Annotated in this window: 21 protein-coding genes and 2 pseudogenes; 17 read left to right on the plus strand and 6 right to left on the minus strand. The window is 72.4% G+C overall.

The features are described from left to right. Positions 1–835 (minus strand): annotated as a pseudogene (locus RH94_RS15575) (LLM class F420-dependent oxidoreductase); the annotation flags it as partial. Further along, positions 832–1,617, minus strand: coding sequence for an ABC transporter ATP-binding protein (locus tag RH94_RS15580; RefSeq protein WP_073948185.1), 786 nt, complete (start codon positions 1,615–1,617; stop codon positions 832–834). The pseudogene RH94_RS15575 and the gene RH94_RS15580, both read right to left, overlap by 4 nt. A gap of 257 nt (positions 1,618–1,874) precedes the next feature. On the opposite strand from RH94_RS15580, the gene RH94_RS15585 reads away from it, so the two are divergent. The 10 genes from RH94_RS15585 (at position 1,875) to RH94_RS15625 (ending at position 9,718) form a co-directional block, all read left to right on the plus strand. Then, the gene (locus tag RH94_RS15585; protein ID WP_073948186.1) at positions 1,875–2,900 is read left to right on the plus strand and encodes an ABC transporter substrate-binding protein; all 1,026 of its coding nucleotides are present in this window, start codon (positions 1,875–1,877) and stop codon (positions 2,898–2,900) included. A 124-nt stretch (positions 2,901–3,024) separates the two neighbouring features. Further along, on the plus strand, positions 3,025–3,879 hold the full coding sequence (locus tag RH94_RS15590) for an ABC transporter permease (protein ID WP_073948187.1): 855 nt from the start codon (positions 3,025–3,027) through the stop codon (positions 3,877–3,879). 333 nt (positions 3,880–4,212) lie between these two features. Next, positions 4,213–4,590 carry a VOC family protein gene (locus RH94_RS15595; RefSeq protein WP_073948188.1) on the plus strand — a complete coding sequence of 126 codons (378 nt, stop codon included), beginning with the start codon at positions 4,213–4,215 and terminating at the stop codon, positions 4,588–4,590. A gap of 154 nt (positions 4,591–4,744) precedes the next feature. Beyond that, positions 4,745–4,921 (plus strand): hypothetical protein, encoded by a 177-nt coding sequence (locus tag RH94_RS38790; RefSeq protein WP_234425797.1) that lies wholly within the window; start codon positions 4,745–4,747, stop codon positions 4,919–4,921. Positions 4,922–5,124: 203 nt separating this feature from the next. Further along, on the plus strand, positions 5,125–5,775 hold the full coding sequence (locus RH94_RS15600) for a hypothetical protein (protein ID WP_073948189.1): 651 nt from the start codon (positions 5,125–5,127) through the stop codon (positions 5,773–5,775). 280 nt (positions 5,776–6,055) lie between these two features. Then, positions 6,056–6,994 (plus strand): class I SAM-dependent methyltransferase, encoded by a 939-nt coding sequence (locus tag RH94_RS15605; RefSeq protein ID WP_073948190.1) that lies wholly within the window; start codon positions 6,056–6,058, stop codon positions 6,992–6,994. Next, positions 6,991–7,503 carry a hypothetical protein gene (locus RH94_RS15610; protein WP_073948191.1) on the plus strand — a complete coding sequence of 171 codons (513 nt, stop codon included), beginning with the start codon at positions 6,991–6,993 and terminating at the stop codon, positions 7,501–7,503. Before RH94_RS15605 ends, RH94_RS15610 begins: the two co-directional genes overlap by 4 nt. A gap of 283 nt (positions 7,504–7,786) precedes the next feature. Further along, on the plus strand, positions 7,787–8,287 hold the full coding sequence (locus RH94_RS15615; protein WP_324614274.1) for an SMI1/KNR4 family protein: 501 nt from the start codon (positions 7,787–7,789) through the stop codon (positions 8,285–8,287). Positions 8,288–8,930: 643 nt separating this feature from the next. Then, the gene (locus RH94_RS15620) at positions 8,931–9,401 is read left to right on the plus strand and encodes a GNAT family N-acetyltransferase (RefSeq protein WP_234425799.1); all 471 of its coding nucleotides are present in this window, start codon (positions 8,931–8,933) and stop codon (positions 9,399–9,401) included. Positions 9,402–9,445: 44 nt separating this feature from the next. Then, positions 9,446–9,718, plus strand: coding sequence for a hypothetical protein (locus RH94_RS15625; RefSeq protein ID WP_073948194.1), 273 nt, complete (start codon positions 9,446–9,448; stop codon positions 9,716–9,718). Positions 9,719–9,769: 51 nt separating this feature from the next. On the opposite strand, the gene RH94_RS15630 is transcribed toward RH94_RS15625, so the two are convergent. Both RH94_RS15630 and RH94_RS15635 read right to left on the minus strand, forming a co-directional pair. Next, positions 9,770–10,390, minus strand: a complete 621-nt coding sequence (locus tag RH94_RS15630; protein WP_073948195.1) for a LysE family translocator — start codon at positions 10,388–10,390, stop codon at positions 9,770–9,772. An 86-nt stretch (positions 10,391–10,476) separates the two neighbouring features. After that, entirely contained in the window at positions 10,477–11,601 is a 1,125-nt protein-coding gene (locus tag RH94_RS15635) for a diaminopropionate ammonia-lyase (RefSeq protein ID WP_073948196.1), read from the minus strand. A 117-nt stretch (positions 11,602–11,718) separates the two neighbouring features. Here RH94_RS15635 and RH94_RS15640 point away from each other — a divergent pair. Next, positions 11,719–12,638: pseudogene (locus RH94_RS15640) on the plus strand (LysR family transcriptional regulator). Between the two features lie 131 nt (positions 12,639–12,769). Here the strand turns inward: RH94_RS15640 and RH94_RS15645 are convergent. Continuing rightward, positions 12,770–14,650, minus strand: coding sequence for a propionyl-CoA synthetase (locus RH94_RS15645; protein ID WP_073948197.1), 1,881 nt, complete (start codon positions 14,648–14,650; stop codon positions 12,770–12,772). A gap of 387 nt (positions 14,651–15,037) precedes the next feature. Between RH94_RS15645 and RH94_RS15650 the strand changes: the two genes are divergently transcribed. Together RH94_RS15650 and RH94_RS15655 are read left to right on the plus strand one after the other, a co-directional pair. Further along, complete coding sequence (locus tag RH94_RS15650; RefSeq protein ID WP_073948198.1) at positions 15,038–15,283, plus strand: sensor histidine kinase; 246 nt, start codon at positions 15,038–15,040, stop codon at positions 15,281–15,283. Next, on the plus strand, positions 15,280–15,594 hold the full coding sequence (locus tag RH94_RS15655) for a response regulator (protein ID WP_073948199.1): 315 nt from the start codon (positions 15,280–15,282) through the stop codon (positions 15,592–15,594). Before RH94_RS15650 ends, RH94_RS15655 begins: the two co-directional genes overlap by 4 nt. Positions 15,595–15,675: 81 nt before the next feature. Here the strand turns inward: RH94_RS15655 and RH94_RS15660 are convergent, their stop codons facing one another. Beyond that, positions 15,676–17,160: an alpha/beta fold hydrolase gene (locus tag RH94_RS15660; protein WP_073948200.1), complete on the minus strand. Its 1,485-nt coding sequence runs from the start codon at positions 17,158–17,160 to the stop codon at positions 15,676–15,678. A gap of 400 nt (positions 17,161–17,560) precedes the next feature. Here RH94_RS15660 and RH94_RS15665 point away from each other — a divergent pair, with 400 nt between their 5' ends. The 4 genes from RH94_RS15665 (at position 17,561) to RH94_RS15685 (ending at position 23,413) form a co-directional block, all read left to right on the plus strand. Next, entirely contained in the window at positions 17,561–18,352 is a 792-nt protein-coding gene (locus RH94_RS15665) for an ABC transporter ATP-binding protein (protein ID WP_073948201.1), read from the plus strand. Next, on the plus strand, positions 18,349–20,895 hold the full coding sequence (locus RH94_RS15670; protein ID WP_073948202.1) for an ABC transporter permease: 2,547 nt from the start codon (positions 18,349–18,351) through the stop codon (positions 20,893–20,895). Before RH94_RS15665 ends, RH94_RS15670 begins: the two co-directional genes overlap by 4 nt. 1,269 nt (positions 20,896–22,164) lie before the next feature. Then, on the plus strand, positions 22,165–22,620 hold the full coding sequence (locus tag RH94_RS15680) for a lipocalin-like domain-containing protein (RefSeq protein ID WP_079189043.1): 456 nt from the start codon (positions 22,165–22,167) through the stop codon (positions 22,618–22,620). 25 nt (positions 22,621–22,645) lie between these two features. Continuing rightward, positions 22,646–23,413, plus strand: coding sequence for an SDR family oxidoreductase (locus RH94_RS15685; protein WP_073948205.1), 768 nt, complete (start codon positions 22,646–22,648; stop codon positions 23,411–23,413). Positions 23,414–23,938 lie beyond the last annotated feature (525 nt).

Below are 23,938 nucleotides of genomic sequence, written 5' to 3' on the forward strand. Positions count from 1 at the left end.
GCCGCTCGACGAGCTGGGCCGGGGATCCGACCACCGGATCCTCCGGCGGCAGCGCGCTCTTGACGTGCAGCGGGGCGGCCCGCCGCTGCGCCTCCGCGTCGGTACGGCCGATCGCGACCACGACACCGGCCGAGAGCACCAGCGGTGGCCGACCGGCGTCGGCCCGACCGGTCCGGTCACATGCCTCGGCCACCCGCTGGTACGCCTGCGCCGTCTCCGCCACCGACTTGAAGGGCATGTTGAACTCATCGGCGTACCGGGCGGCCAGCGCCGGGGTGCGCTTGGGTCCGCGGCCCCCGACGATGATCGGCGGCCCCGGCACCTGCACCGGTTTCGGCAGGGCGGGCGCGTCGACCAGCCGGTAGTGGTCGCCGCGGTAGCTGAAACTCTCGCCGACCGGTGTACGCCACAGACCGGTGATCACGGCCAGTTGTTCCTCCAGCCGGTCGAATCGCTCCTCGACGGCCGGGAACGGAATGCCGTACGAGGCGTGCTCCCGTTCGTACCAGCCGGCGCCGATGCCCAGCTCCACCCGCCCGCCGCTCATCCGGTCGACCTGTGCCACCATCACGGCCAGCGGGCCGGGCAGCCGGAAGGTGGCCGAGGTGACCAGGGTGCCCAGCCGGATCCGGGAGGTCTCCCGGGCGAGCGCACCCAGCGTCAGCCACGCGTCGGTGGGGCCGGGCAGTCCGGGATCGGCGCCCATCGCCTGGTAGTGGTCGGCCCGGAAGAAACCCTCGAACCCGCCGGCCTCGACGAGCCGTACGAAGCGCAGCTGATCGTCGTAGTCGGCGCCGCGGTGCGGCTCGGTGAAGACGCAGATCCGCACGGTCATCGCCCTTCCACTCCGGCCGGCGCCGACATGTCCCGTTGCATCAGCAGTTCGTGCAGGTCGGCGCTGCACCGGGCCACTTCGTCGAGATGCGCGGTACGGCCCAGCGTCCTCGGTCGGGGGATGCCGATCTCGACCACCTCGCGAACCCGGCCCGGGCGCGGGCTGAGCACCACCACACGGTCGGCGAGCAGCACGGCCTCGTCCATCGAGTGGGTGACGAAGACGACGGTGGCGGAGTTCTCCATGTGGACCCGCTGCAGCTCCGCCGCGAGTTCCGCGCGGGTGAGCGCGTCGAGCGCGGAGAACGGCTCGTCCATGAGCAGCACACGGGGCTCGCCGATCAGCGACCGGCACAGCGAGACACGCTGCTGCATACCGCCGGAGAGCTCGTGCGGCCGGTGCTTCTCGAAGCCGCCCAGGCCGGCCGTCTCCAGCAGCCGGTACGCCCGGGCTCGGTGCTCGGCCTTGTTCCAGCCGAAGATCTCCACGGGCAGCAGGACGTTGTCGAGAACGGACCGCCAGGGCAGCAGGGCCGGCCGCTGGAACAGCATGGCGACGTCCCGCCGGGCTCCGGTGACTCGTTCGCCGCCGATGGTGATCTCACCCTCGGAGACCGGCAGCAGTCCGGCGATCAGCCGGAGCAGTGTGGACTTGCCGCACCCGGACCGGCCCACCACCGCCACGAACTCGCCCTCGGCGATGTGGAGGTCGACACCCTGGAGCGCCACCGTGGAACCGGACCGGCTGGTGAAGGTCCGGGATGCACCGGTGAGTCTGATCATCCGGCGGTCTCCCCCATCCACTGACGATCAACAATGCCGGCCGGTTCCCAACCCCGGTCAGGTTAGCCGGACCAGGCGGCTCAGCGGTACCTGTCGTCCTGTCAGCGATTTCTTCGTACTTGGTGTCACACAAGCGGGGTTCCGTACGCTGTCACTCATGTGAAGTGTCATGTACCCGGCGGTTCCGTTACGCCGTTCTGTCTCGACGACCCCTCCGCCGGCGCAGGCCGGCGGTCGGAAAGGACAACACGGTGCACATGCACAGACTCGCCCGTACGGTCGCCGCGACGGCCCTGGCCACGGTGCTGGCGCTGGTGTCGGGGTGCGGCGGATCCGACTCCGACACGGCCGCCGGTGCGGACGGCACGGCGTTGGAGAAGGTGACCTACCTGACCTCGTTCGGCAACTTCGGCCGGGACGCGTACGCCTGGGTCGCGAAGGACAAGGGGTTCTTCAAGGAGGCCGGTTTCGACGTGGAGATCAAGCCGGGCCAGGGCACCGGCGGCGTGATTCAGACCGTCGTGAGCGGCCAGGCGCAGTTCGGCCCGATCGACCTGACGGGCGGTCTCCTGCAGATGGGCGGCGGCCAGGCGAAGGACTTCGTCGCGGTGGCCGCCATCCAGCAGCGCACCATGGCCGCGATCGCCACCACCGAGGGCAAGGGCATCGCCGCCCCGAAGGACCTCGAGGGCAAGCGTCTCGCCGACACACCCGGCTCCGTCGTACGCAACCTCTTCCCGACGTACGCCCGACTGACCGGGATGGACGCCTCCAAGGTGACCTGGGTCAACGGCGACGCGCAGACCCTGATGGGCACGCTCGCCGGCGGCTCGGTGGACGGCATCGGCCAGTTCGTGGTGGGCAAGCCGACCATCGAGGCGGTGACCGGGAAGAAAGCCGTCCTGCTGCCGTACAGCGACGTGATGCCCGATCTCTACGGAAACGTACTGATCACCTCGACGAAGATCGCCGAGCAGAAGCCGGAGATGGTGAAGCGGTTCGCCGCCGCGCTGCTCAAGGGCCTGGAGTACAGCCTGGCCAACTCGAAGGAGGCCGCCGAGATCCTGAAGCGGAACGTGGACACCACGAACCCGGCTGCCGCGGCGGCCGAGTTGGACCTGATGGCCGCGTACGTCGCGCCTGGCGGTTCCGGCTCCGCGATCGGGACGCTGGACTCCGGGCGGGTCGCGAGAAGCATCGCGATCCTGCAGGGCGCGGATGCGCTGCCGCAGGGCATGACCCCTGAGCAGATCATCGACTTCGACCTCGTACCGAAAGCCTGATCACACTGGTTGCCCGAAGGTGTGCTCCCCGTCGGCGACCGGCGGGGGCATCGGCACTGCCGCCCCGACTCCGCGCTGAGCGGCCCGGGTGAAAGGAGGTGCCGGGTGGCCCGAGGAGGATGGGATGACCGAACTCTCGCCGCCGCAGCGGACCTCAGCGGCGGGCCCGGAGCCGTCGTCGGCGTCGGCACCGCGATTTGGCCTACAGCGCGGAACGGGTGCCGGCACCGTGCTGCTGCCCTCGGCCGGGCTGCTGGTCGCTCTCGGCGTGTGGTGGCTGCTCACGTCGGTGCTGAAGGTGGTCCACCCGGCGGTGCTGCCTCCGCCCGGTGCCGTGCTCTCGGCGTTCGCAGCAGCCCCGGCCCGGTTCCTGGAGCACACCGGTGACACCACGGTGGAGACGCTTGCGGGCTTCGTGCTCTCCACCGCCTGCGGAGTTCTGATCGGGCTTTCACTGGCCGGCTCGCCGTTGTTGGAGCGGATGTTCACGCCGCTGCTGGTCGCCGTCAACGCAGTTCCGAAGATCGCGCTCGGGCCGCTGCTCGTGGGGGCGCTCGGCTGGGGGCAGAAGCCGGTCCTGACCATGGTCTTCCTGCTCTGCTTCTTCCCGATCGTGCTCTCCACCGCGACCGGCCTCACGTCGACCCCGGCGGACCTGGCCGAGCTGGCGCGCTCGCTGGACGCCTCGCGCTGGCAGGCGTTCCGGAAGGTACGGCTGCCCGCCGCGCTGCCGCAGATCTTCGTCGGGCTGAAGGTGGCCATGCCGCTCGCCGCGATCGGCGCGGTCATCGGCGAGTTCCAGGCCGGTGAGAGCGGGCTGGGCTATCTGATCGTGCAGGCCAGCGGAGTCGGCGACGCCGCCACCGCCTGGGTGGCGATCATCCTGATCGGGCTGATGAGCATAGTGCTCTACTTCGCATTGGTGCTGATGGAGCGGTTCGCGCTGCCCTGGGTCCGGGAAACCACCTCGCGCAACTGACCCTGGCTGGTCGTCCTTGTGCGTGCCGATAAAAATCCACGAAGGTCGGGAGTCTCTCTCGGCAACGGGTGAAACGGGATCCTGGATCACCAACAGCATCATTTCTGTGGTGCGGCCACGCTGAGTGAGGGATTCAGGCAAGGGGTGGGCCAACCCCGGTGGAGAGAACGAGCCGGCAGTCAGCCCTCCGCCTCCGCTGCCGACCGCTTGCTCAAGAACTCCTTCGCCGCCTCGACCGCTTCCCTGTTGGGTTCTTCGCGGCACACCTCCAGCCGTAGATCGTGATCGGAGCTCTGAGGGGTTTGTGGGTGTTGCTGGTCTACGCTGCCTCTCGTGATAGCCAAGCTGCAGTGTGTGGTGCTGGACTGTGTTGATGTCCTCGAACTGTCCCGGTTCTATCAGTCGCTTCTCGGCGGGATGGTGAACCAGCCGGATCCGCGGTGGTCACTCGACGACGGTTGGGCGACGCTTCACACCGACACGGGGCTCGTGCTGGCCTTCCAGCGCGTGGAAGACTACCGGCCACCGCAGTGGCCGGATCCCGTTCGACCCCAGCAGTTCCACCTCGACTTGGGGGTCGAGGACCTCGACCAGGCCCAGGAAGACGTCCTCAGGCTGGGTGCCACGCTGCTCGACGGCGGTGACGGGAAGCGCGGTTGGCGTGTTTTCGCGGACCCGGCAGGTCACCCGTTCTGCCTCGTCCGCGACTGATCGGGGGCGTCGACAGGTGCGGCCCCCGTCTCGGCGTCGGTCCACACGACTCACGATGACCAACGGTGACCGCATCCGCCTCCGCACAGGTCTTGCGAACATGACAGCCTCCCATCCGGCTTTGTTCACGAGTCGTGAAGGTGGTTGTACACGGGTGCGCAAGGCTCTGGACTCCGCTTGGCCGGAGCCGCGCAAGAGGCTTCCGCCGCGGCCGTCGACGCTGGATCCGTACAAGGTGGTGATCGACGGGATTCTGTGGGCCGACCTGGATGCGCCGCGCAAGCAGCCGCACACGGTCAACCGGATCCTCCACCAGCTGATCACCGGTTGACCGAGGAGCACGGCGCCGATGTGTCCTGCCCGATGGTCAGGCGGGTCCGTCCGCTCCCGTTGAGGCGGTCACAGCACCTTCCTCGCGGTGCAACCATGAGCGGCCTCCGAGCATGATGATCATCAATCAGTGATCCACGAAGAGGGGCATCCGTGCACGCGGGCAGGCGCTGGGCCAGGTCCGCCGTCGCCGCCGCAGGAGCGGTGGTTGTCTTCACCACTGCCTGCCAGGGGCCGTCAGCCCTGGCAGACGGAGACAAGGACAACTCCTCGCCCGGTGCCTCGGCGCAGGCGACGCGGACGCACAGCCCTCCGGCGGCCGCGAAGAGCTCGCCGAACCCCGGCTTCGCGACCTTCCAGGACAAGCCCTGCCCGAAGCTCACCGCTGCCGACAAGGCCAACGGCCACCTGATCACCACGGTCGCCGGCCCGCGCGAAGGCATCACCGTCCACCCCGGCGGCGAACCGCAAACCGTTCTCGTCAAGCTCTGCAACACCACCGGCAAGGCACTTCGCGACATCGCGCTCTCCGCGCAGGTCGAGTGGAACTACGCGGGCGAGCAGCCGCCCAGGCTGACGGTGGAGCGGCGCGAGGCCCCCGATGGTGACTGGCACCCCGTCGAGCTGGTCGTGGCCAACGACTACCAGCCGTTGACCGGCGCTTCCGGTGCGCGGGACCTGCCCGCCCACGGAATCCGCACCGTGGAGTACCGGATCAGCGCCGCCGAGGGCGTCCCCCGCGGGCCGGGGACGGCTCGGTATCCATGCCGTCCGGGCCGACGCGGACCCGCTCGACATGGAGGACATGCGGGGCGGCGGCAGCGGAGGATTCCCGCTCACCACCGCCACTCGTAAGTGACGGGCCCGACGGCATCCCACCCACGGGGTCCCCTGGGAATCCTCACGACCGGGCGCGGGGCCCGCGCCCGAATGAGAGCCGCGCTTGAGCAGGTCGGCGAATTCCTTCGGTCCCACCTCGACGGCCCACGAAGTGACGTCATTCCTCGTGAACATTCACGGCCCCGCAGACCGTCCATAGCACCGGTATCGAAAGAGTGCGGGACGTCGTGGACACTCCGCGGCGGGGGCAGCCGGCCCGTCGGGCTCGGCAGGTGAGGCCGTAGGGTTCTGCCTCGTGCACCAGCTAGTTGAGATTTCCGACCTGATCACGGCGGTGGATCCGCACAGCGGCCACCGGCTCCCGGTCCGGCGCGCCGAGGTGATCCAGCAGCTCCGCGAGAGCGGAGACGAGCGCGCGGCCCGGATCGTCGCCGGGCTGCCCACGGACCGGGACGGCGTACTCGACCCGCACGCCGTGGACCGCCTGCTCATCAGCGTGCACACCGAGCTCCAGCGCCTGAGCGAGGAGCTGCGGATCGGCGAACGGCTGGTCCACCTGCTCGGCCCGCTCTTCACCGCGATTCGGGAGACCACCGGGCAGCCGGGGCCGTACCGCCTGGTCGACGTCGGTTGCGGCTTGGGCTACCTGGTCCGCTGGCTTGCGACGACCAACGCCCTCGGCGCGGACGTCGAGCTGGTCGGGGTCGACCTCGACGCCGCGCTGGTCGGCGAGGCGGACCGCCTTGCCGAGGCAGAGGGGCTCAACTGCCGTTTCGTCCGAGGAAATGCCTTCGGTCTGCGGGAGGCCGCGACCGTCTACGTCTCCACCGGCGTGCTGCACCATTTCCGTGGTCCCGCCCTGGCCGAGTTCTTCCAGGCCCAGGCCGCTTCACCGGCGCATGCCTTCTGCCACTTCGACATCGCCGCGACCCGTCTCGCGCCCGTTGGCGCCTGGGTCTTCCATCGTGCCCGGATGCGCAACCCGCTCGGCCGTCACGACGGCGTCGTCTCCGCACGGCGCGCGCACAGCGACGAGACACTGTTGCGCGCCGCCGCGGTGCCCGGCATCCGCGCACTGCTGTACGAGCCGCGCGGTGCGGTGAACCCGTTCTGCACCACGTTGCGCCCGGTCATCGGGGTGCGCCCACAACTGGAGGCGCCGCTTCGCCGAGCCCTCGGACGGGACGCACGCCGCATCGTCGGCCCGGAGCACCTCGCCGAGGCCACCCGATGACGCCCGCCATACCGCTCATACTCCTCGGTCTGATCGACGCGGCGTGCAGCGGCTTTCGTGCCTATGCCGGCAGCGACGCCCGCATCCGCAAACAGCGGGCCACCACCCGAGCCGTCCTGCGCGGGCTGACCGTGGGGGCCGTCCTGCTGCTCGCCCCCGCACTGACCGCCGCCCTTCTGCTGCTGACCGCACGCGACCAGGCACGGACCTACGGCACTCTGACCGCCGGAGGCCTCGGCTACCTGCTCCCGCTCACCGCCTACGCCACCGCGGTACTGCTTTCGCTCGCCGCCTACTTCGTCCTGCCGTTCCGCGCCGGCACCCTCGCCATGGTCATCGGCCTCGGCCCGCTGACCCTGCTGCGCCCGCTCGCCATTGCCGCCGCCTGCCTCGGCGCGGTCCTCAACGGCGGTGGTGGATCCGCCCTGCTGGTCGGCACGATCGCGGGCGCCGCCGTCCTGTGCGTCGAACCCGCGGTGCACCGACGCTGGTACCACCACGTGCAGTGAGGATGGGGCGGTCACTGCCGGTGGGCGGCGAGTCCGTGCACAGCCGCAGGTTGTAGGAGGGGTGGAAGCACCATCCGCCCTCCGTCGCTTTCTCCGTGCACCAGAGCTGGTCGGACACGCCCCGCGCCGCGGTCGGTGACCGGATGCGCGCGGTGGTGCTGGACGCGCCACCGGGACCCCGCCGCGGTTCAGCGCCCTGCCGAGCGATCTGCGGACGGCCCGGAGCCTGCGCCACACCGAACCGCCGGCGCGCCTCTGCCCGCCGTCCGGCGGCGGGCGAACCGTGGAGTGGGCCGCCGTGGAGGAGGCGTTGGGCGTTGTCCTGCCGGCCGACTACAAGCGGCTCGTCGAGTGGTACGGCGGCGGGCTCTTCGCGGGGGTTCTCCGGCTGCTGGAACCGGACTGCCCGGATGCGATGTACGACCTGGTCGCCCAGACCGCGGAACACGAGGAGGTCCTCGCCGAACTGTGGGAAGCGGGCGAGGACAAGCCGTCGGAACTCCATGAGGGCAACGCCAGGCTGGTGCCCTGGGGGTACGCGGAGGGTGCGGGACACTTCCTGTACTGGCTGGTGCGGCCCGGTACCGAGCCGGAGGAATGGACCGTCCTCCTCAATGAGGGGCGCGGCCCGCTCCGGGAGGCCTGTCCGGTGTCGTGCGGCCAGTTCCTCCTCGACGTGGTGGCCGGCACGACGACGTCGTTCCACTTCACCGGCCTCGACGACGTCGTCGACCCGGAGGACAGGAGTCGTTTCGCACCCGACTCGCAGATCCTCGACCAGTAAAGGCATGTGACGAGGCCGGGCCGACCCTCACTTTCGGACGTGTCCGCCCCGCGGCCCCTGCGTCCGTCGAATCGGGTCCACCCGTCTCACGCGATCCGGCCCGTGCAGGTCAGCGCAACCGCGGGCGACTGACTTCATCGAGACCGGGCACCTCCGCCCGGTGCGAGCGAGCCCGCGGAGCAGGGCGCCGCGAGTGGCCCTTCCTGGCCCGGCCGCGCGGCGGTTCCCCGACGCGCGCCGACTCGGGCCACCCACTCCCTGACCGTTTCGGAATGAGGCTGCGGCCCCGCCTCGGCTCGGATGATCACGCAACCGGCCTTCCTGGCTCCTGGCCGTGTGTCAACTGGTGCCACTCGGCCCTGATCCCGTTTCGCCCGATTGACCACCGCTACCGCGACGTCGTGTCCCTGGCGTACCCGCTCCAGAGGCGCGCCGGGCCGAGTTGCTCTTGACCAGGCGCTGCCTCGGACACGGTCACAGCCCGGCGTGCCAGTCCCGTTCCGGATCGCCTGTGTCGAATAGGCTGCGAAAACGCCCGACCCGGCGTCCTTGGCAACACGTACGCACAAGGGAGTGCCGCCCGGTGGCGGCTCTTCACGTCGGCCCGGACGACGCGGCTGCCGGATGCAGGAAGAGGTGTGGCATGAGGTCCCCAGGCGTGCACCTGCGGGAGATCACCGACGACAACCGGGATGCCGTTCGTGCCCTCCGCGTCCGAGGCGATCAAAAGCAGTTCGTCGCCTCCGTGTCCAAGTCGCTCAAGCAGGCGGCAAGGACACCGGAGGCCAATCCCTGGTACCGCGCCGTGTACCGTGGCGACGAGCCGGTCGGCTTCGTGATGCTGTCGTGGAGACCGCCGGCTGGTCCTTTCGAAGGGCGGCACTTCCTCTGGCGCCTCCTCGTCGACAAGCGGTACCAGGGGCGAGGGATCGGCCGAGAGGCGCTCACGCAGATCGCCGCCCTGGTCCGCGCGGACGGCGCCACCGAGCTGCTGACCAGCTACGAGCCCGGCGACTGTGAACCGTGGCCCTTCTACCGGAAGTTCGGGTTCGAGCCCACCGGGGAGATCGACGACGGCGAGATCGTTCTGCGGCTCGCCTTCCCCGCTCCGTGAGCTCGTACGGGAAGTCCCGGACGGATGTGTTTTCCAGTGGTCACATGCCGAAGAAGCTGGTGGGCCAGGTCCGGATGGACGACCGGACGGACGATGAGCTGCCCGGCGGCGAGGCGTACGCCGACGGGGCCGTCGAAGCCGGTGCGGGCGAGTTCTCCGCCGGGGGTGAGGCCGTCCCGGTCGGTCAGGGCCGGGCGGCTGACGCCGCGCAGGCCGGTACGTTCGTCGCCGTACGCGCCGGTCTCGGTGAGGTCCGTCCGGGACTGCCGCAGGCGGTCGCCGTTGACAGTGATCGTTTCGGGTGCGGCCGGCCATGACCTGTCTCCCGGCGGGTGCCGGAAACGGCGGGGTGGGTGGCAGGGCGGGGATCAGCCGACAGCGGTCGCGGCCACGAGCCCGAAGCCGATCAGCACGACGCCCGTGGTCCGCCCGAGCGCGCGGCGGATCCGCGGTTGCCGCAGGACCGGCCCGGCCTTGGACAGCAGGAGCACGTAACTGCTCAGCCAGGCGAGGGTGAGGGCGGTGTGGAGGAGGACGAGGAGCGTCATGGCCCAGGCGGCGGGCAGGTGAGGCGGAGCCGGCGTGGGGAGCAGACCGGTGTAGAAGACGGCGATCTTCGGGTTGAGGACGTTGCTGACCAGGCCGGTCCGCCATGGGCTCCCGGCAGTGGCGCGGGCGGCGTTACCGGCCGGGGCGGGGGCGGCCCGGCGGTTGTGCCACAGCGCCTGCGCGCCCAGGAACACCAGGTAGCCGGCGCCGAGGAGCTTGGCGGCCAGGTAGGCCGCCGGCGAGGCGGCGAGCACGGCCGCGAGTCCGGCCACGGTCAGCACACCCCAGATCAGCAGCCCGGTCGCGATCCCGCCCACGGTCCGCAGCGCGTCCCCGGGGCCGGCCAGGAGGGCGCGCCGGGTGACCACGGCCATGTCCGGGCCGGGAACGACGGTCAGCAGGCCGAGGACACCGAGAGCGGCAGCGAGGTGGGTCAGCACGCCGCCGTCCCCCTGGTCCCGTCGGTCTGCTGCGGGGTGATGAAGGTGCGGTGGTTCAACGCAGGGGCCTTTCAGGTGTCGCGCGTTCAGCGACCGGTGGTGGAGTGCGGGTTGGCGGACGTGCCCTCGGTGCTGAGCAGCACGACCACCGAGGTCGCGTCGAGCCCGAGTGCCGTACGGCGTGCTCCGGCGCCCGCACCGGTGAGTACCGTGCGGATCCCGGCGAGCGCCGCGGCCCCGCACGGGCCCGAGGAGACGTCCAGAGCCGCGAGATCACCGGCCGCGCGGGTGCTGTCGGCGTCGGGGACGGCGACAGCGGCGTCCAGCCCACGGTGCAGGAAGGGCCAGGCGATGCTGGAGGGGGTGCCGCAGTTCAGCCCGGCCATGGTGGTGTCGTCCGTGGTGACACTGACGGGTTCGCCCAGGATGAGGCTTTCCAGGACGCAGGCCGCGCTCTCCGGTTCCACCGACAACAGCGCCGGAGCCCCCCGTCCGAAGGGACGGCTGCGGTAGTGCGTGACGACGGCCTGGGCCAGTGAGCCCACTCCCACCGGTATGGAGACGAGGTCGGGTCCTTCGACGGCCCCTTCGGCCGCCAGTTGCTCGTCGATCTCGGCGCAGAGGGTGGAGTAGCCCTCGACGATCCACCCCGGGATCCGCTCGTAGCCCGGCCAGGCGGTGTCCTGGACCAGGACCGCGTCCGGCGCGTCCGCCTCCTCGGCCGCCCGGCGCACGGCCTCGTCGTACGCCCCCGGGACCTCGGTGACCTTCGCCTGTTCGGCGGCGATGGCCGCCACGGCCCGCGGGTGCACGCCCCGCGGAACGAAGACGTGGGCGTGCTGCCCGAGCCGGCGTGCCGTGCGGGCCACCGCCCGGCCGTGGTTGCCGTCGGTGGCGGTCACCAGCGTGACCGGGCCCGGTTCCCCGCCGTTCGCGGCCCGCTCGGCAAGCGTGCGGTGGACCGCCCAGGACGCACCCAGCGCCTTGAACGCGGGCAGTCCCAGACGGCACGACTCGTCCTTGACGAAAACCCGCCCGACCCCCAACTCCACTGCCAGCGACGGCAGTGCGGTCAGCGGAGTGGGTGCGTAGTCGGGCAGCGCGGCGTGGAAGCCCCGCACCTCGGCGGGCGCGGGAGCACACCGCCACGGACGGGCGCCGGGCCGGGCGATCCACGGCAGCGGACGCGGGGAGGAGGCGTTGTCGGACACACGATCAGGGTCCGACGCCTCCTACGATCGGTCCAGCGGATGTTTCCGACCTGTAGTCGTCGGAGAAACCGACCATTGAGCCGTCGTCCCGCAGACGGCGAGGAGGGCACGCCGGTGATGTTCGACCTGCACCGACTGCGCCTGCTGCGCGAACTCAAGCACCGCGGCACCCTGGCGGCCGTCGCCGCCGCCCTGTCCTACGCGCCCTCATCCGTCTCCCAGCAGCTCTCCCAGCTGGAAGCCGAAGTCGGCGTCCGGCTGCTGGAACCGGTCGGGCGGCGGGTGCGGCTGACGGAGCGGGCCGAGATCCTCGTCGCCCACACCGAGGCGGTCCTCGAGCGCCTGGAGCGCGTGGAGGCGGAGATCGCCGCCTCCCTGACCGATCTGACCGGCACACTGCGCATCGCCTCGTTCCAGACGGCCGCCCTGGCCCTGGTCCCGGCCGCGCTGGGCCTGCTGCGCGACCTGCACCCCCGCCTGCGCGTCCACGTCACGCACAGGGAACCGGAAAAGGCCCTTCCCACCCTGCACGCCCGTGACTTCGACCTGGTCCTCGCCGAGGAATACCCCGGCAACCCCAACCCGGGCCGGCCGGACTCGAACAGGAAGACCTGCTCGACGACCCTCTGCGCCTCGCGCTGCCGAAGCCGGCCGGCGGATCGGACGCCGAAGGTCCGATGGCGGCGCTGCACTCACTGGCGGACCACCCCTGGGTGATGGAACCCGAAGGCACGGCCGCGCGGCACTGGGCCACGGCCCTGTGCCGCGACGCCGGCTTCGAACCCGACGTACGGTTCGAGACCACCGACCTCCTGCTCCACCTCCGCCTCGTCGAGCAGAAACACGCCGCCGCGTTCCTGCCCGACCTTCTCTGGACCGGACGACCCCCGACCGTCGCCCTGCGGCAACTCCCCCGCGGCCGACGCGCCCGCCGCATCTTCACCGTCGTACGCCGCGGCCGCAGTCGGCACCCCGCCGTCCTGGCCTGCCGGGACGCCCTTCAGCGCGCGGTCGCCCTCCGCTCCGACCGGGCATAGGGCAGCGCAGCCGGCCGCGCCGGTCTGCGGGGGCGCGGCCGGGCGGTGGCTGCTGCCCGGGGCGTGGTGCTCGTGCCCGACGGGGGTGGAGCCCCTTCCCCGCACGGGCAGCGGGGAGGGAGGGGCCCGGCTCAGTCCTCGGGGCGGAGGGTGCGGCGCAGTGCATGCAGTACGGCCGGGTCCTCGACCGTGGCGGGCGTCGGGGTGTCGTGGCCGTCGGCGATGTCGCGCATGGCCGCCCGCAGGATCTTCCCGGAGCGGGTCTTCGGCAGCGCGGGCACCACGGTGACCTGCTTCAGGGAGGCGACGGCGCCGACCTGGCCCCGTACCTCGGCGACGATCTCCCGCTCCAGCCGGTCGGGCGTGGTGTCGGCGCCGGACTTGAGGACGACGAGGGCCCTCGGCACCTGTCCCTTCAGCTCGTCCCGCACGGCGATCACCGCGCACTCCGCGACATCCGGGTGGGCTGCGACGACCTCCTCCATGACGCCGGTGGACAGCCGGTGGCCGGCGACGTTGACGACGTCGTCGGTGCGGCCGGTGACGAAGACGTAGCCGTCCTCGTCGACGTGCCCGCCGTCGCCGGTGAGGTAGTGCCCCGGATACGCGGACAGGTACGAGGCCACGTACCGCTCGTCGTCCTCCCAGAGCGTCGGCAGGGTGCCCGGCGGCAGCGGCAGCCGCAGGGTCACGGCGCCGTCCTGGCCCGGGGCGCACTCGTGGCCGCTCGGGTCGAGGACGCGCAGGTCGTAGCCGGGCATCGGCACGCCGGGCGAGCCGGGCCGGATGTCCACGCCGCCGACGCCGCGCGGGACGGCGGTGATGGGCCAGCCCGTCTCGGTCTGCCACCAGTTGTCGACGACGGGCACCCCGAGGGCGCGCGTCGCCCAGGAGTACGTGCCGGTGTCGAGGCGCTCGCCCGCGAGGAAGAGGCTGCGCAGGCCGCTCAGGTCGTGCCGGGCGAGCAGGGCCGCGTCCGGGTCCTGCTTCTTGATCGCGCGGATCGCGGTGGGCGCGGTGAACAGGGCCTTCACTCCGTGCTCGGCGATCACCCGCCAGAAGGCGCCCGCGTCCGGGGTGCCTACGGGCTTGCCCTCGTAGACGACGGTCGTGGCGCCGGTGATCAGCGGGGCGTAGACGATGTAGGAGTGGCCGACGACCCAGCCGACGTCGGAGGCCGCCCACCACACGTCGCCGGGGCCGATGCCGTAGACGTGTCGCATGCTCCAGGCGAGGGCGACGGCGTGGCCGCCGTTGTCACGGACGACGCCCTTGGGGCGGCCGGTGGTGCCCGAGGTGTAGAGGATGTACAGCGGGTCGGTCGCGGCGACCGCCACGCAGTCGGCGGGTTCGGCGGCGGCCATCGCCCCGTCCCAGTCGAGATCGCGGTCGGTGAGGTCGGCCGGTGCCTGCGGCCGCTGCAGGATCACGCAGCGCTCGGGCGCGTGGCGGGCCAGCCGCAGCGCCTCGTCGAGCATCGGCTGGTACGGCACCACGCGGCCGGCCTCGATGCCGCAGGAGGCGGAGACGACGACCTTGGGCCGGGCGTCGTCGATGCGCACGGCGAGTTCCTTCGCGGCGAAGCCGCCGAAGACGACGGAATGGACGGCGCCGAGCCGGGCGCAGGCCAGCATCGCGACCACGGCCTGCGGCACCATCGGCATGGAGATGATCACCCGGTCGCCCCTGCCGACACCGAGGCCCCGCAGCACGCCCGCGAACCGGGCGGTCAGGTCCAGCAGTTCGGTGTAGGTGAGGCTGCTCTTCGTTCCGGTGACCGGGCTGTCGTGGATCAGCGCGGTGCGGGCGCCGTGGCCGGCCTCGACGTGGCGGTCCAGGGCGTTGCGGCAGGTGTTGATCCGGGCATCGGGGAACCAGCGGTGGAAGGGGGGCCGGTCCGAGTCCAGGACGCGCACCGGGTCGCGGTCCCAGGTCACGGCTTTGGCGGCCTCCGCCCAGAAGGCCTCGGGGTCGGCGATGCTGCGCCGGTGGAGTTCGCGGTAGACGTCCATCTGCGGATTCACTCCTTCGTGGTCCCGTCCGCGCCGCACGGCCCGCTCGCCCGCGCGGGGGCACGTCCGCTCCGGCACCGGGCTGCCGGGGCGGAAGGGGGTGGCGGCCCGTCAGCCATCATCCGACCACCGCGCGCCGTTCACCACCTCCAGGTGGAGACCCCCTCGGCCGGACGGGAAGCCCTCACGGCCGGCGGGATGGCACGGTCCGCGCCCGGGATGCCGCGGTGGAGGGCATGCACACCAGGACATCGGCGCCGGACGCGGGACGGCCGTCCGGCCGCCGCGAGCCGCCCGGGGACGGGAGGGACGGCGTGTCCCCGACGGACGGCGCCTTCGGCCCGCTGCGGCGCGGTCCTCACGGCCGTACGGGAGGCACTGCCGAACGTGGAGAAGCACGCCCGCGCGTCCTCGGTCGTGGTGAGCCCCGCCGAGGCGGACGGGGTCCTGACGGCGGTTGTCGCCGACGACGGCGTCGGCTGGTCCGGGGGTTCGCGAGAGGTCTCCGGTACGGCCGGAGGCATCGGGCTCCCCTCGGTGGAGGAACGCGTGGCGCGACTGGGAGGGAGCCTGCAGGTGGCGGCCCATGACGACGCCGGGCGCACGGTGCGGATACGGACCCCTTGCCCATGAGCGGACGGACGGCGCGGCGCGAGCCGGTGCGGGTGATGGTCGTGGACGACCGTCCGGTGGAGTGCGACGGGGTGCCGCTGCTGGTGCGCGACGATCCCCGGATCACCGTGGCCGGCAGTGCCCGGACCGGCGAGGAGGCGGTACGGCTGCTGCCCGAACTGCGGCCCGACGTGGTCCTGCTCGACCTGCGGCTGCCGGACATGCTCGCCCCGGAGGCGGTCGACCGGCTGCGCCGGGTGATGCCGTCCGTGCGGTTGCTGGTCTTCACCGCGTACGGGGACCACGCGGCGGTGCGCACGGGTGCCTGCTGAAGGACGCGGTGACGCCGGACCTCGCCGCCGCGATCCACACGGTGGCCGCCGACAGCGTGGACCGGCGGTCCCTGCTTGCTGTCAGGGCGCGGCGCAGGTTCGTGTGAGGTGTCCTGTGCGGACGAAGTCGTTGAGCAGGCTTGTGGCGCAGGGGCCCTGGTCGGGGGTGTGTCCTGCGCCGGGGACGAGTACGAAGGTGGAGCGGCGGAACTGGGCGGCGGCCTGACGGCCGTGGACGGCGCCGGTGTTGGTGTCCAGGTCGCCGGCCAGGACGAGGACGGGGACGTCGGGCATGTGTCCGGTGGGCCGGTAGGTGGTGTCCGTGCGGCCGGGCCAGCGTATGCAGGCGTCGACGGTGTCCATGGAGCCTTCGGTCCAGCCCGCCGCCGAGAAGGGTGCGAAGGGCCGGTCGCCGATCCTGCGCTGTCCCTGGAGGAGTTGGTCCTGCCGCCTGGGCAGGGATGCGCCGCGGTGGTACGGGACGGCGTAGTCGTGGCAGATCACGGAGAAGGCCATCGCCGCGGAGTGCTGGGTCCCGGCTGTGCGGAGGTCGGAGACGGGTGCGTAGAACTCCCTGGCCAGCCGGACGATCGCGTCCGGGTGTCCGCGCAGTGCCTGCCGCACGGCGGTTGTCAGGCGTGGCCAGACCTCCGGGGAGCCGCCGGCGTAGAGGGTGTGCAGTTTCACGAGTTCACCCTCGTCGATCACCTGGGTCCGGGGGTGGCCGGCGGCGGTGAGGGTGTAGCGGATCGGGTGGTGGCGAAGCCGGGCGGCGAGGGCCGCGGTGTCCGACACCGCCTCGTCCGGGGCGCACGTACGGGAGCCACGGCAGAAGGCGGTGAGCGCGGTGGCGACGGACCGGGCGTTGGGCCGCATCCAGGGGTCGGTGGTGAGGGGGTACGCGCCGGAGAGCACGATCTTGTCGACGCGCGTGGGGTGGCGGTCGGCGTACACGCTCATCAGATAGGTGCCGTAGGACTGGCCGAACAGCACCAGGCGCCTGATGCCGAGCCCGGCGCGTACCGCGTCGAGGTCGTCGGCGATGTTCGCCGAGGTGTAGGCATCGCGCCGGTCGCCCAGCTTCTGTGCGCAGCGTTCCATGGCCTGCTGCAGGCGGGGCTTGGGATAGGTGAAGACGTCGGGTGGGGCGTCGCACGACTGCCAGTCGGAGCGCCCGGTCCCGCGCGGGTCCATCAGGAGTACGTCGTGGTCGCGGCGCAGCGCCTCCAGTTGGGCGCTGTATGCCTGGGCGAGGGGGATCACGGCGCCGCCCGGTCCGCCCGGGTTGACCGCGATGGTGCCTGCCGCCGGGCGGGAGGTGTCCTTCCGGGGGATGAGCGCGTACGCGACGTGTGTGGTGCGGCGGTCGGTCGTGCCGCGCAGCAGTGGGACCGTGAGGGTTCCGCACACGGCCCCCGTCGGGCACTGCTCCGCGGTGGCCTCGCTCCCGGTCTGCGGCGGTGCCGTGCGGGCCTGGGCGGAGGGGGCGAGGGAGATCTGGGCCGCCAGCGCGAGGGCGACTGCCGTCGCGCCGGCGGCCCAGCGGGTCGAACGTTGCCGGGTCATGTCGGCCTGCCTTTCGTTCTGTTGCCGTGCCCCGTGGTGGCGTGCGCCGGGGCATGACAACGATCTTGTCCATGCGGGGTGGCGGGCGATGGGGCCGGCAGGCGTCCTGGTGGTCGGGCAAGCACCCCACGGGTGGCGGGGGTTGGCCCCACCTTCGTGGCGCCTCGCCTCGGCAGGCCGTGAACGGTGGCCGTGCTCGGGCCTGTTCGCGCATGTCTCCGTGGGGGTGAAGGCCGGCCGGCCGGTGGGGTCACCGCTGCTCCGGCCGCTGCTCACGGGCCCGGCCGGGAGGGGGGTAACCCCACCTCGGGGACACCGGTGATCACCATGGTCCGGGCGCCTGTGCTGTTCCTACTGTGACTCAGCCCCTGTTTGACCTGCGGAAGAGGAGAGAACCAGCATGACGGCAGAGCACGGGCGCCCCCCGGCCGGGCGGTGGCACGCCGGCACACCGGCAGTGGAGCTGCGTGCGGTACGGCGTACGTACAAGGGGCGGCAGGGGACCGTGGAGGCGTTGCGGGGTGTCGACCTCGTGCTGGGGAAAGGCACCTTCAGCGCGGTGATGGGGCCCTCGGGTTCCGGCAAGAGCAGCCTGCTGCAGTGTGCGGCGGGACTGGACCGGCCGGAGTCCGGCACGGTGCTGCTCGGCGGGCAGGACATCACCGCACTCGGCGAGAACCGGCTGACCCGGCTGCGGCGCCGTCGCGTCGGTTTCGTCTTCCAGTCCTTCAACCTGCTGCCCTCGCTGACGGTGCTGCAGAACGTGCTGCTTCCCCAAAGGCTGAGCGGTGAGCGCCAGGACCGGTCACGGGCCCGGGAGCTGCTGGCGCAGGTGGGTCTGCCCGACCACGCCGACCGCCGTCCCGGGCAGTTGTCGGGCGGGCAGCAGCAGCGGGTGGCCGTCGCCCGCGCTCTGATCACCCGCCCCGAGGTCGTCTTCGCCGACGAGCCCACCGGCGCGCTGGACACCCGCACGGCCCAGGAGGTTCTCGGCCTGTTGCGGCAGGCGGTGGACGTGATGGGCGCGACCGTCGTCATGGTGACCCACGACCCGGCGGCGGCCTCCTGCGCGGACCGGGTGCTGTTCCTTGCCGACGGCATGCTCGTGGACGAGCTGAGCCGGCCGGACGCCCGGAGCGTCGCCGGCCGGATGGCGGCGCTGACCGGCCCGTCCGCGGGGGCCGCGGCGTGACGAACGGACTGGCCCGCGCGGCCGTGCGCTTCCGGCCGGCGTCGTTCGCCGGCTCCGCGGTCGCGCTGCTGTTCGCCTCGGCGATCATCACCGCGTGCGGTGTGCTGCTGCAGACCGGTGTCACGGCGGCCGGTGCGCCCGTCCGGTACGCCGGCACTCCCGTGGTGGTCGCCGCCGATCCGTACGCCCGGATGACGCACACGGTCGGCGAGGAGCGGGTGACGGAGCAGACACCGCTGCCGGAGCGGGCCCGGGTCGACTCCCGGCTGGCGGCCCGTATCGCCGCCCGGCCCGGTGTCGCCGCGGCGGTGGCCGACATCGGCTTCCCGGTGCAGCCCGCCGGGAGCACCGCTTCCTCACTGCCGCCGCTCACCGGCCGCGGCTACGCCTCCGCGGCCGTCCCCGCCCCCGGCGCCCCGGTCCTCACCGCCGGCCGCGCCCCCGGGGCGGGGCAGGTCGTACTGGACGGGGCGACCGCCCGCGCCGCGGGACTGGCGGTCGGTGACCGGATCGTCCTCACGACGCCGGGCGGGAACGGAACCTACCGGATCGCCGGGGTGGCGTCGGTCCGGGCCGGCGCCGCGACCGTGTGGTTCGCCGACCGGGACGCCGGCCGGCTGTCAGGTCACCCGGGCAGGGCCGACGCGATCGCCGTCCGCGCCCGGGCCGGCGTCACCGGCGAGGAACTGGCCCAGCAGGTGCGCACGGCGGTCGGAGACGAGGCGAAGGTCCTCACCGGCGGTGCCAGGGGCCTGGCGGAGCAGCCGGGGCTGGCGAGGGGCAGGGAGGCGCTGACCGCGCTCGGCGCGTCCTTCGGCGGAGTCGCCGCGCTGACCGCCGTCTTCGTGGTGGTGAGCACCGTCGGCCTGGCCGTCGGCCAGCGCGCCCGCGAGTTCGCGCTGCTGCGCGCGCTCGGCGCGACCCCGTCACAGATCCGGCGCACGGTGGCGACCGAGGCCGCCATGGTCGCCCCGGTCGCCGGCCTGCTCGGCGTGCCGGCGGGTCTGGTGCTGGCCCGCTGGTGGTTCGACGAGTTGGTCGGCCGTGGCGAGGTTCCCGAAGAAATCCGGCTGGACACCGGTGTGCTCCCGATGGCCGTCGCCGTGGCCGTGACCGTCCTCGCGGCTCTGCTCGCCGGGTACCTGGCCGCACGCCGGTCAGCGCGGCTGCGCCCGTGCGAAGCCTTCGGGGAGGCAGCCGTGGAGCCGCGCCGTCTGGGGCGCTTCCGGGTCGTCTCGGGCCTGGTCCTGCTGGCCGGCGGGATGGCGCTGGCGCTGGCCGCGTCCGGCCTGGACGGCACGCAGGCCGCCGACACCGCGCTCGGCGTGGTGCTGTGCCTGCTGGTGGCGGTCGCGTTGCTCGGCCCGCCGCTCACCCGGTTCTTCGTCACCGTGCTCGGCCTGCCGCTGCGGACCCGGGTCGGTGCCTCCGCGTCGCTCGCGGCCGACAACGCCCGGGCCAACGCCCGCCGCACGGCCTCGGCCGCCGTCCCGATCGCGATGGTCGCCGCCTTCTGCGGGACGCTGCTGTTCCTCCAGACCACCGTCACGCACGTGTCCGCACGCCAGGTCCGCACCGGCATCGTCGCCGACCACGTGATCGGATCGACCGGGCCGGGACTCCCCGCCGCCGTCGCCGAGCGGGCCGCACGGGAGCCGGGCGTCGAAGCGAGCGTGGGGGTGCTGCGCACCGGGGTCGTCCACCGGGCCGGTGACCTGCTGAACTCGGCCACCGCGCTGGGCATCTCGGGCGACGCGGTCCAGTTGTCGAAGGTGTTCGACCTCGGTGTCCGCGAGGGCTCGCTCAGCGGCCTGCGCGGATCGGCGCAGGCTGTCGCGGTCGACGAGATCCTCGCCGAGGAGGCCGGGGTGGAAGTCGGCGACCGCTTCGAGCTGTGGCTGGGGGACGGCACCCGGGTACGCCCGACCGTGGTCGCCACGTACGAACGCGGCCTGGGCTTCGGGCAGGTGCTCCTGCCACGGGCCGTGGTCGCCCCGCACGTGGGCGCGGCCTACGACACCCAGGTGCTGGTCCGTGACAAGCCGGGCGCCCACCCGGCCGCGGTCGCCGCGAGGCTGGCGGGCCTCGGCCCGGGGCTGACGGTCCAGGACGCCGCCGACTACACCGCGCAGGTCGGCCGCGACCTGGAGATCAACGCCTGGGCCAACCGGGTCATGGCCGCGGTACTGGGAGGGTTCACCGCCATCGCCGTCGCCAACACACTGGTCATGACCGTCCTGGTCCGCGGGCGGGAGGTCGGGCTGCTGCGTCTGGCCGGCACCACCCGCGGCCAGGTGAGGGGCATGATGCGCTGGGAGGCCCTGCTGGTGGCCGCCACCGGTCTGCTGCTCGGCACGGCGATCGCCTGTGTCACCCTCGTTCCGATCACCCGCGGCGTCACCGGTTCCGCGCCCCACGTCCCGATGGGAACGGCGCTGCCGCTGGCCGCGGGGGCGGTGCTCCTCACCATGGCGGCGACGAGCCTGCCGACCCGCGCCCTGCTCCGCGGCCGCCCGCTGAACGCCGGCACGTCACGGACCTAGTGCTGCGACCGCCCGCCGAGTTCGGTCGTGGTGTGCTGTCGGCCCGGCGGGCGGGAGGCCGGTCTCGCCCGCTCGTCGGGCCTCGCCCAGGTCGCCGGACGAGTCGCCGGCGACGGTGTCACGCTAGAGAGTCTGCTGTGCAACGGATCCAGGCCGCCATGCCTTTCAGCCTGGCCAAAAGGGCCAGGCCTGAAAGGCATGGCGGCCGACCCGCTGGAGGAGATCGCGTTCAGCGTGCGCCGCCTACGCGTCGGGCCGACTGGCGGGCACGGTGTGCGGCCGGGCCTTGGGCAGTGGTGCCGGCGGACCCGTACCGGCGTGGCCGCCCGGGCCGGGATCCTCCTCGACCTGGTCCCCCGAGAGGGGTTCCTGCCCGACTTCCTGGTGCAGCCGGCGAATGACTTCGACACCGGCGTTGCCCTGGCCGCGCAGACACCCACCGAGCAACTGGCGGCCGACATCGCCCGGTTACACGTCCCCACGCACACCGGTCACCGGCTGCGGGAACTGGCCGAGGGCACATCCGGGGCGCGCCAGGGCCTGGCCAGGGGTCTTCGGCGCTACTTCAGCTCCTGCCTGGCCGACCTGTGGCCGCAGGTCGGCCAGGCCGGCGCCGTCGCCGACTGGGCTCCGCGGGCCGGGACACTGCTGCGCGGCGGCGTCGACGGCCTGCCGGCCACGCCCGGCCCCGGCCGGCGCTGGGAGCCGCCCCACCACGGTCGCCGAGCGTGCCGGCATCTCCCTGCCTTCCGCCAGCCGGCACACCACCGTCCTGCGCAACGCCGGCCTGATCGCCACCACCCGTGCCGGCAGCTCCGTCCTGCACACCCTCAGTCCTCTGGGAGACGCCCTCCTGCGCGGCGACACCGTCAGGCGCCGAGAACACCCCGAGGCCGCGACGGTGCTTCCGGTACTCAGCCGTCCGGCTCGTACCGGGCAACCGGACGGCGCAGCGAACCGAGCGCGTCCTCGGGCCGGCCCTGAGATCATCTTCATCGGATGGGGAATCCGGCCGTCCCCGGCGGCACCGGCCGACATGTTCGCATCCGGCACAGCACGGCTCGACAAGAGAGAAGGCGCTTTCACGGTCATGGGAGAACGGGTTCCAGCCGGCCGTACCGCGGTTGTGCCCGGCGAGGCCGCTCCCGTCGTCGCCCGTGTGCGTTCCGCCGACGGTTGGGGTCTCGCGGCACCGGAAGAGACCGAGGAGCGCCGCATCGCGGACGCCGTGACGGCGACGGAGCGGCGCACGGATCGATGGAGGCAGTGATGGCCGAGGGTCTGCGTCAACGGCTGATCGGCGCGTGGAAGCTGGTGTCGTACCGGGAGACCCCGGTGGACGGTTCCGAGCCGTTCGAGCCGCTGGGCCACGAGCCGCGGGGCATCATCATGTACACCTCCGACTGGTACATGTCCGCGCAGCTGTCCGGCCCCGACCGTCCCGGCTTCGCCTCCGGGGACTGGTTCGACGGCACACCCGAGGAGTACACCGCGGAGGCGACCTCCTACATCGCCTACTCGGGGCCGTTCCACGTCGATGAGGAGAAACGCACCCTCACCCACTCCATGTTCGTGTCCCTGTTCCCCGACTGGACCGGCCGGACGCAACCGCGTGTGGTGGAACTCGAGGGCGACACGCTGCGGCTGAGCACCGCATCCCCCATCAGGTCGAGCGGCAGGACCGTCCACTCGGCCCTCACCTGGCGCCGGGCCGAACCCAACTGACGCCCCCGCGCGAGGAGGAACCCGCGTGAACAGTGGACGACGAGTCGTCGTGACGGCGGGGGCCGCCGGCATCGGACTCGCGATGGCCAGGGCCTTCGCGGCCAACGGCGACCGAGTGCACATCTGCGACATCGACGAACGGGCCCTCGGACAGGTCACCGGGGCCGATCCGAGGATCACCGGGACGGTCTGCGACGTGTCCGACCGGCCCTCGGTCGAGGCCTTCGTCAAGGCCGCGGTCCGCACCCTCGGCGGTATCGACGTGCTGGTCAACAACGCGGGCATCGCCGGTCCCACCAGCCCGGTGGAGGAGATGGACCCCGACCAGTGGGAAGCGGTCCTGGCCGTCAACCTCACCGGCACCTTCAACGTCACCAGGCTCTCCATCCCCCACCTGAAGAAGTCCGACGCCGGCGTCGTCCTCGTCATGACCTCCGTCGGCGGCCGCTACGGCTACCCGAACCGCAGCCCCTACGCGACCACCAAGCGAGGACTGATCGGCCTCACCGAGACCCTCGCCGTCGAACTCGGGGACGACGGGATCCGCGTCAACGCCATCGCCCCCGGTGCCGTCGCCGGCGAACGCATCCAGCGGGTCCTGCGGGGCCGGGCCGACACCGAGGGGCGAAGCCTGGCGGACGTCACCGCCGACGCCCTGAGCATCCAGTCCCTCAAACACTTCACCGAACCCGAGGACATCGCCGCCCTGACGCTCTTCCTCGCCTCCGACAGCGCCAAGTCCATCACCGGGCAGACCATCCCCATCGACGGCGGCTCGAAGGCCGCGCAGTGACACACGACGAGGGGACGGATCCAAGGAGAGCGTCCCCGTGCGCTCACACCGCCTCACAGGGCCTCGGCGGGGCCGGGAAGTGTGATGCCACCCATAGGAGCCGGATCACTTCCTAACGAGCGTCGTAGCAGCCAGGCCACCCCGAACAGCACAGAAAAGCCGCATAGCGGAGCATTTCAGGCATACCTCCGTAGGCGGGTAGTACGTCACACCTTTGCACCCCGCCCCGCCCGCCGCTAACCATGGACGTCGTTGCCCCGGCCACCCGACGGACCCGGCGAACCCCGCCGGCCCCCCGGCCCCCCGGCCCGCAACACGGGGCCCCGCCCCACGCCACCGCCCCCACCCGCGGCCGGCACCCCCACCACGCCCCCCACCGGAGGATCCCTTCCGCATGACCGCGACCACCCGCACCCCCCGCCTCGCCCGCCTGCGCACCCTCACCCTCACCGGCATCGCCACCACCGGCGCCGCAGCCGCCGCCCTCACCCTGATGCCCACCCCCGCCCAGGCGGCACCCCAGGC

It is taken from the genome of Streptomyces kebangsaanensis, from assembly GCF_001906585.1.
In the GTDB taxonomy this organism is placed as follows: Bacteria; Actinomycetota; Actinomycetes; order Streptomycetales; family Streptomycetaceae; genus Streptomyces; species Streptomyces kebangsaanensis.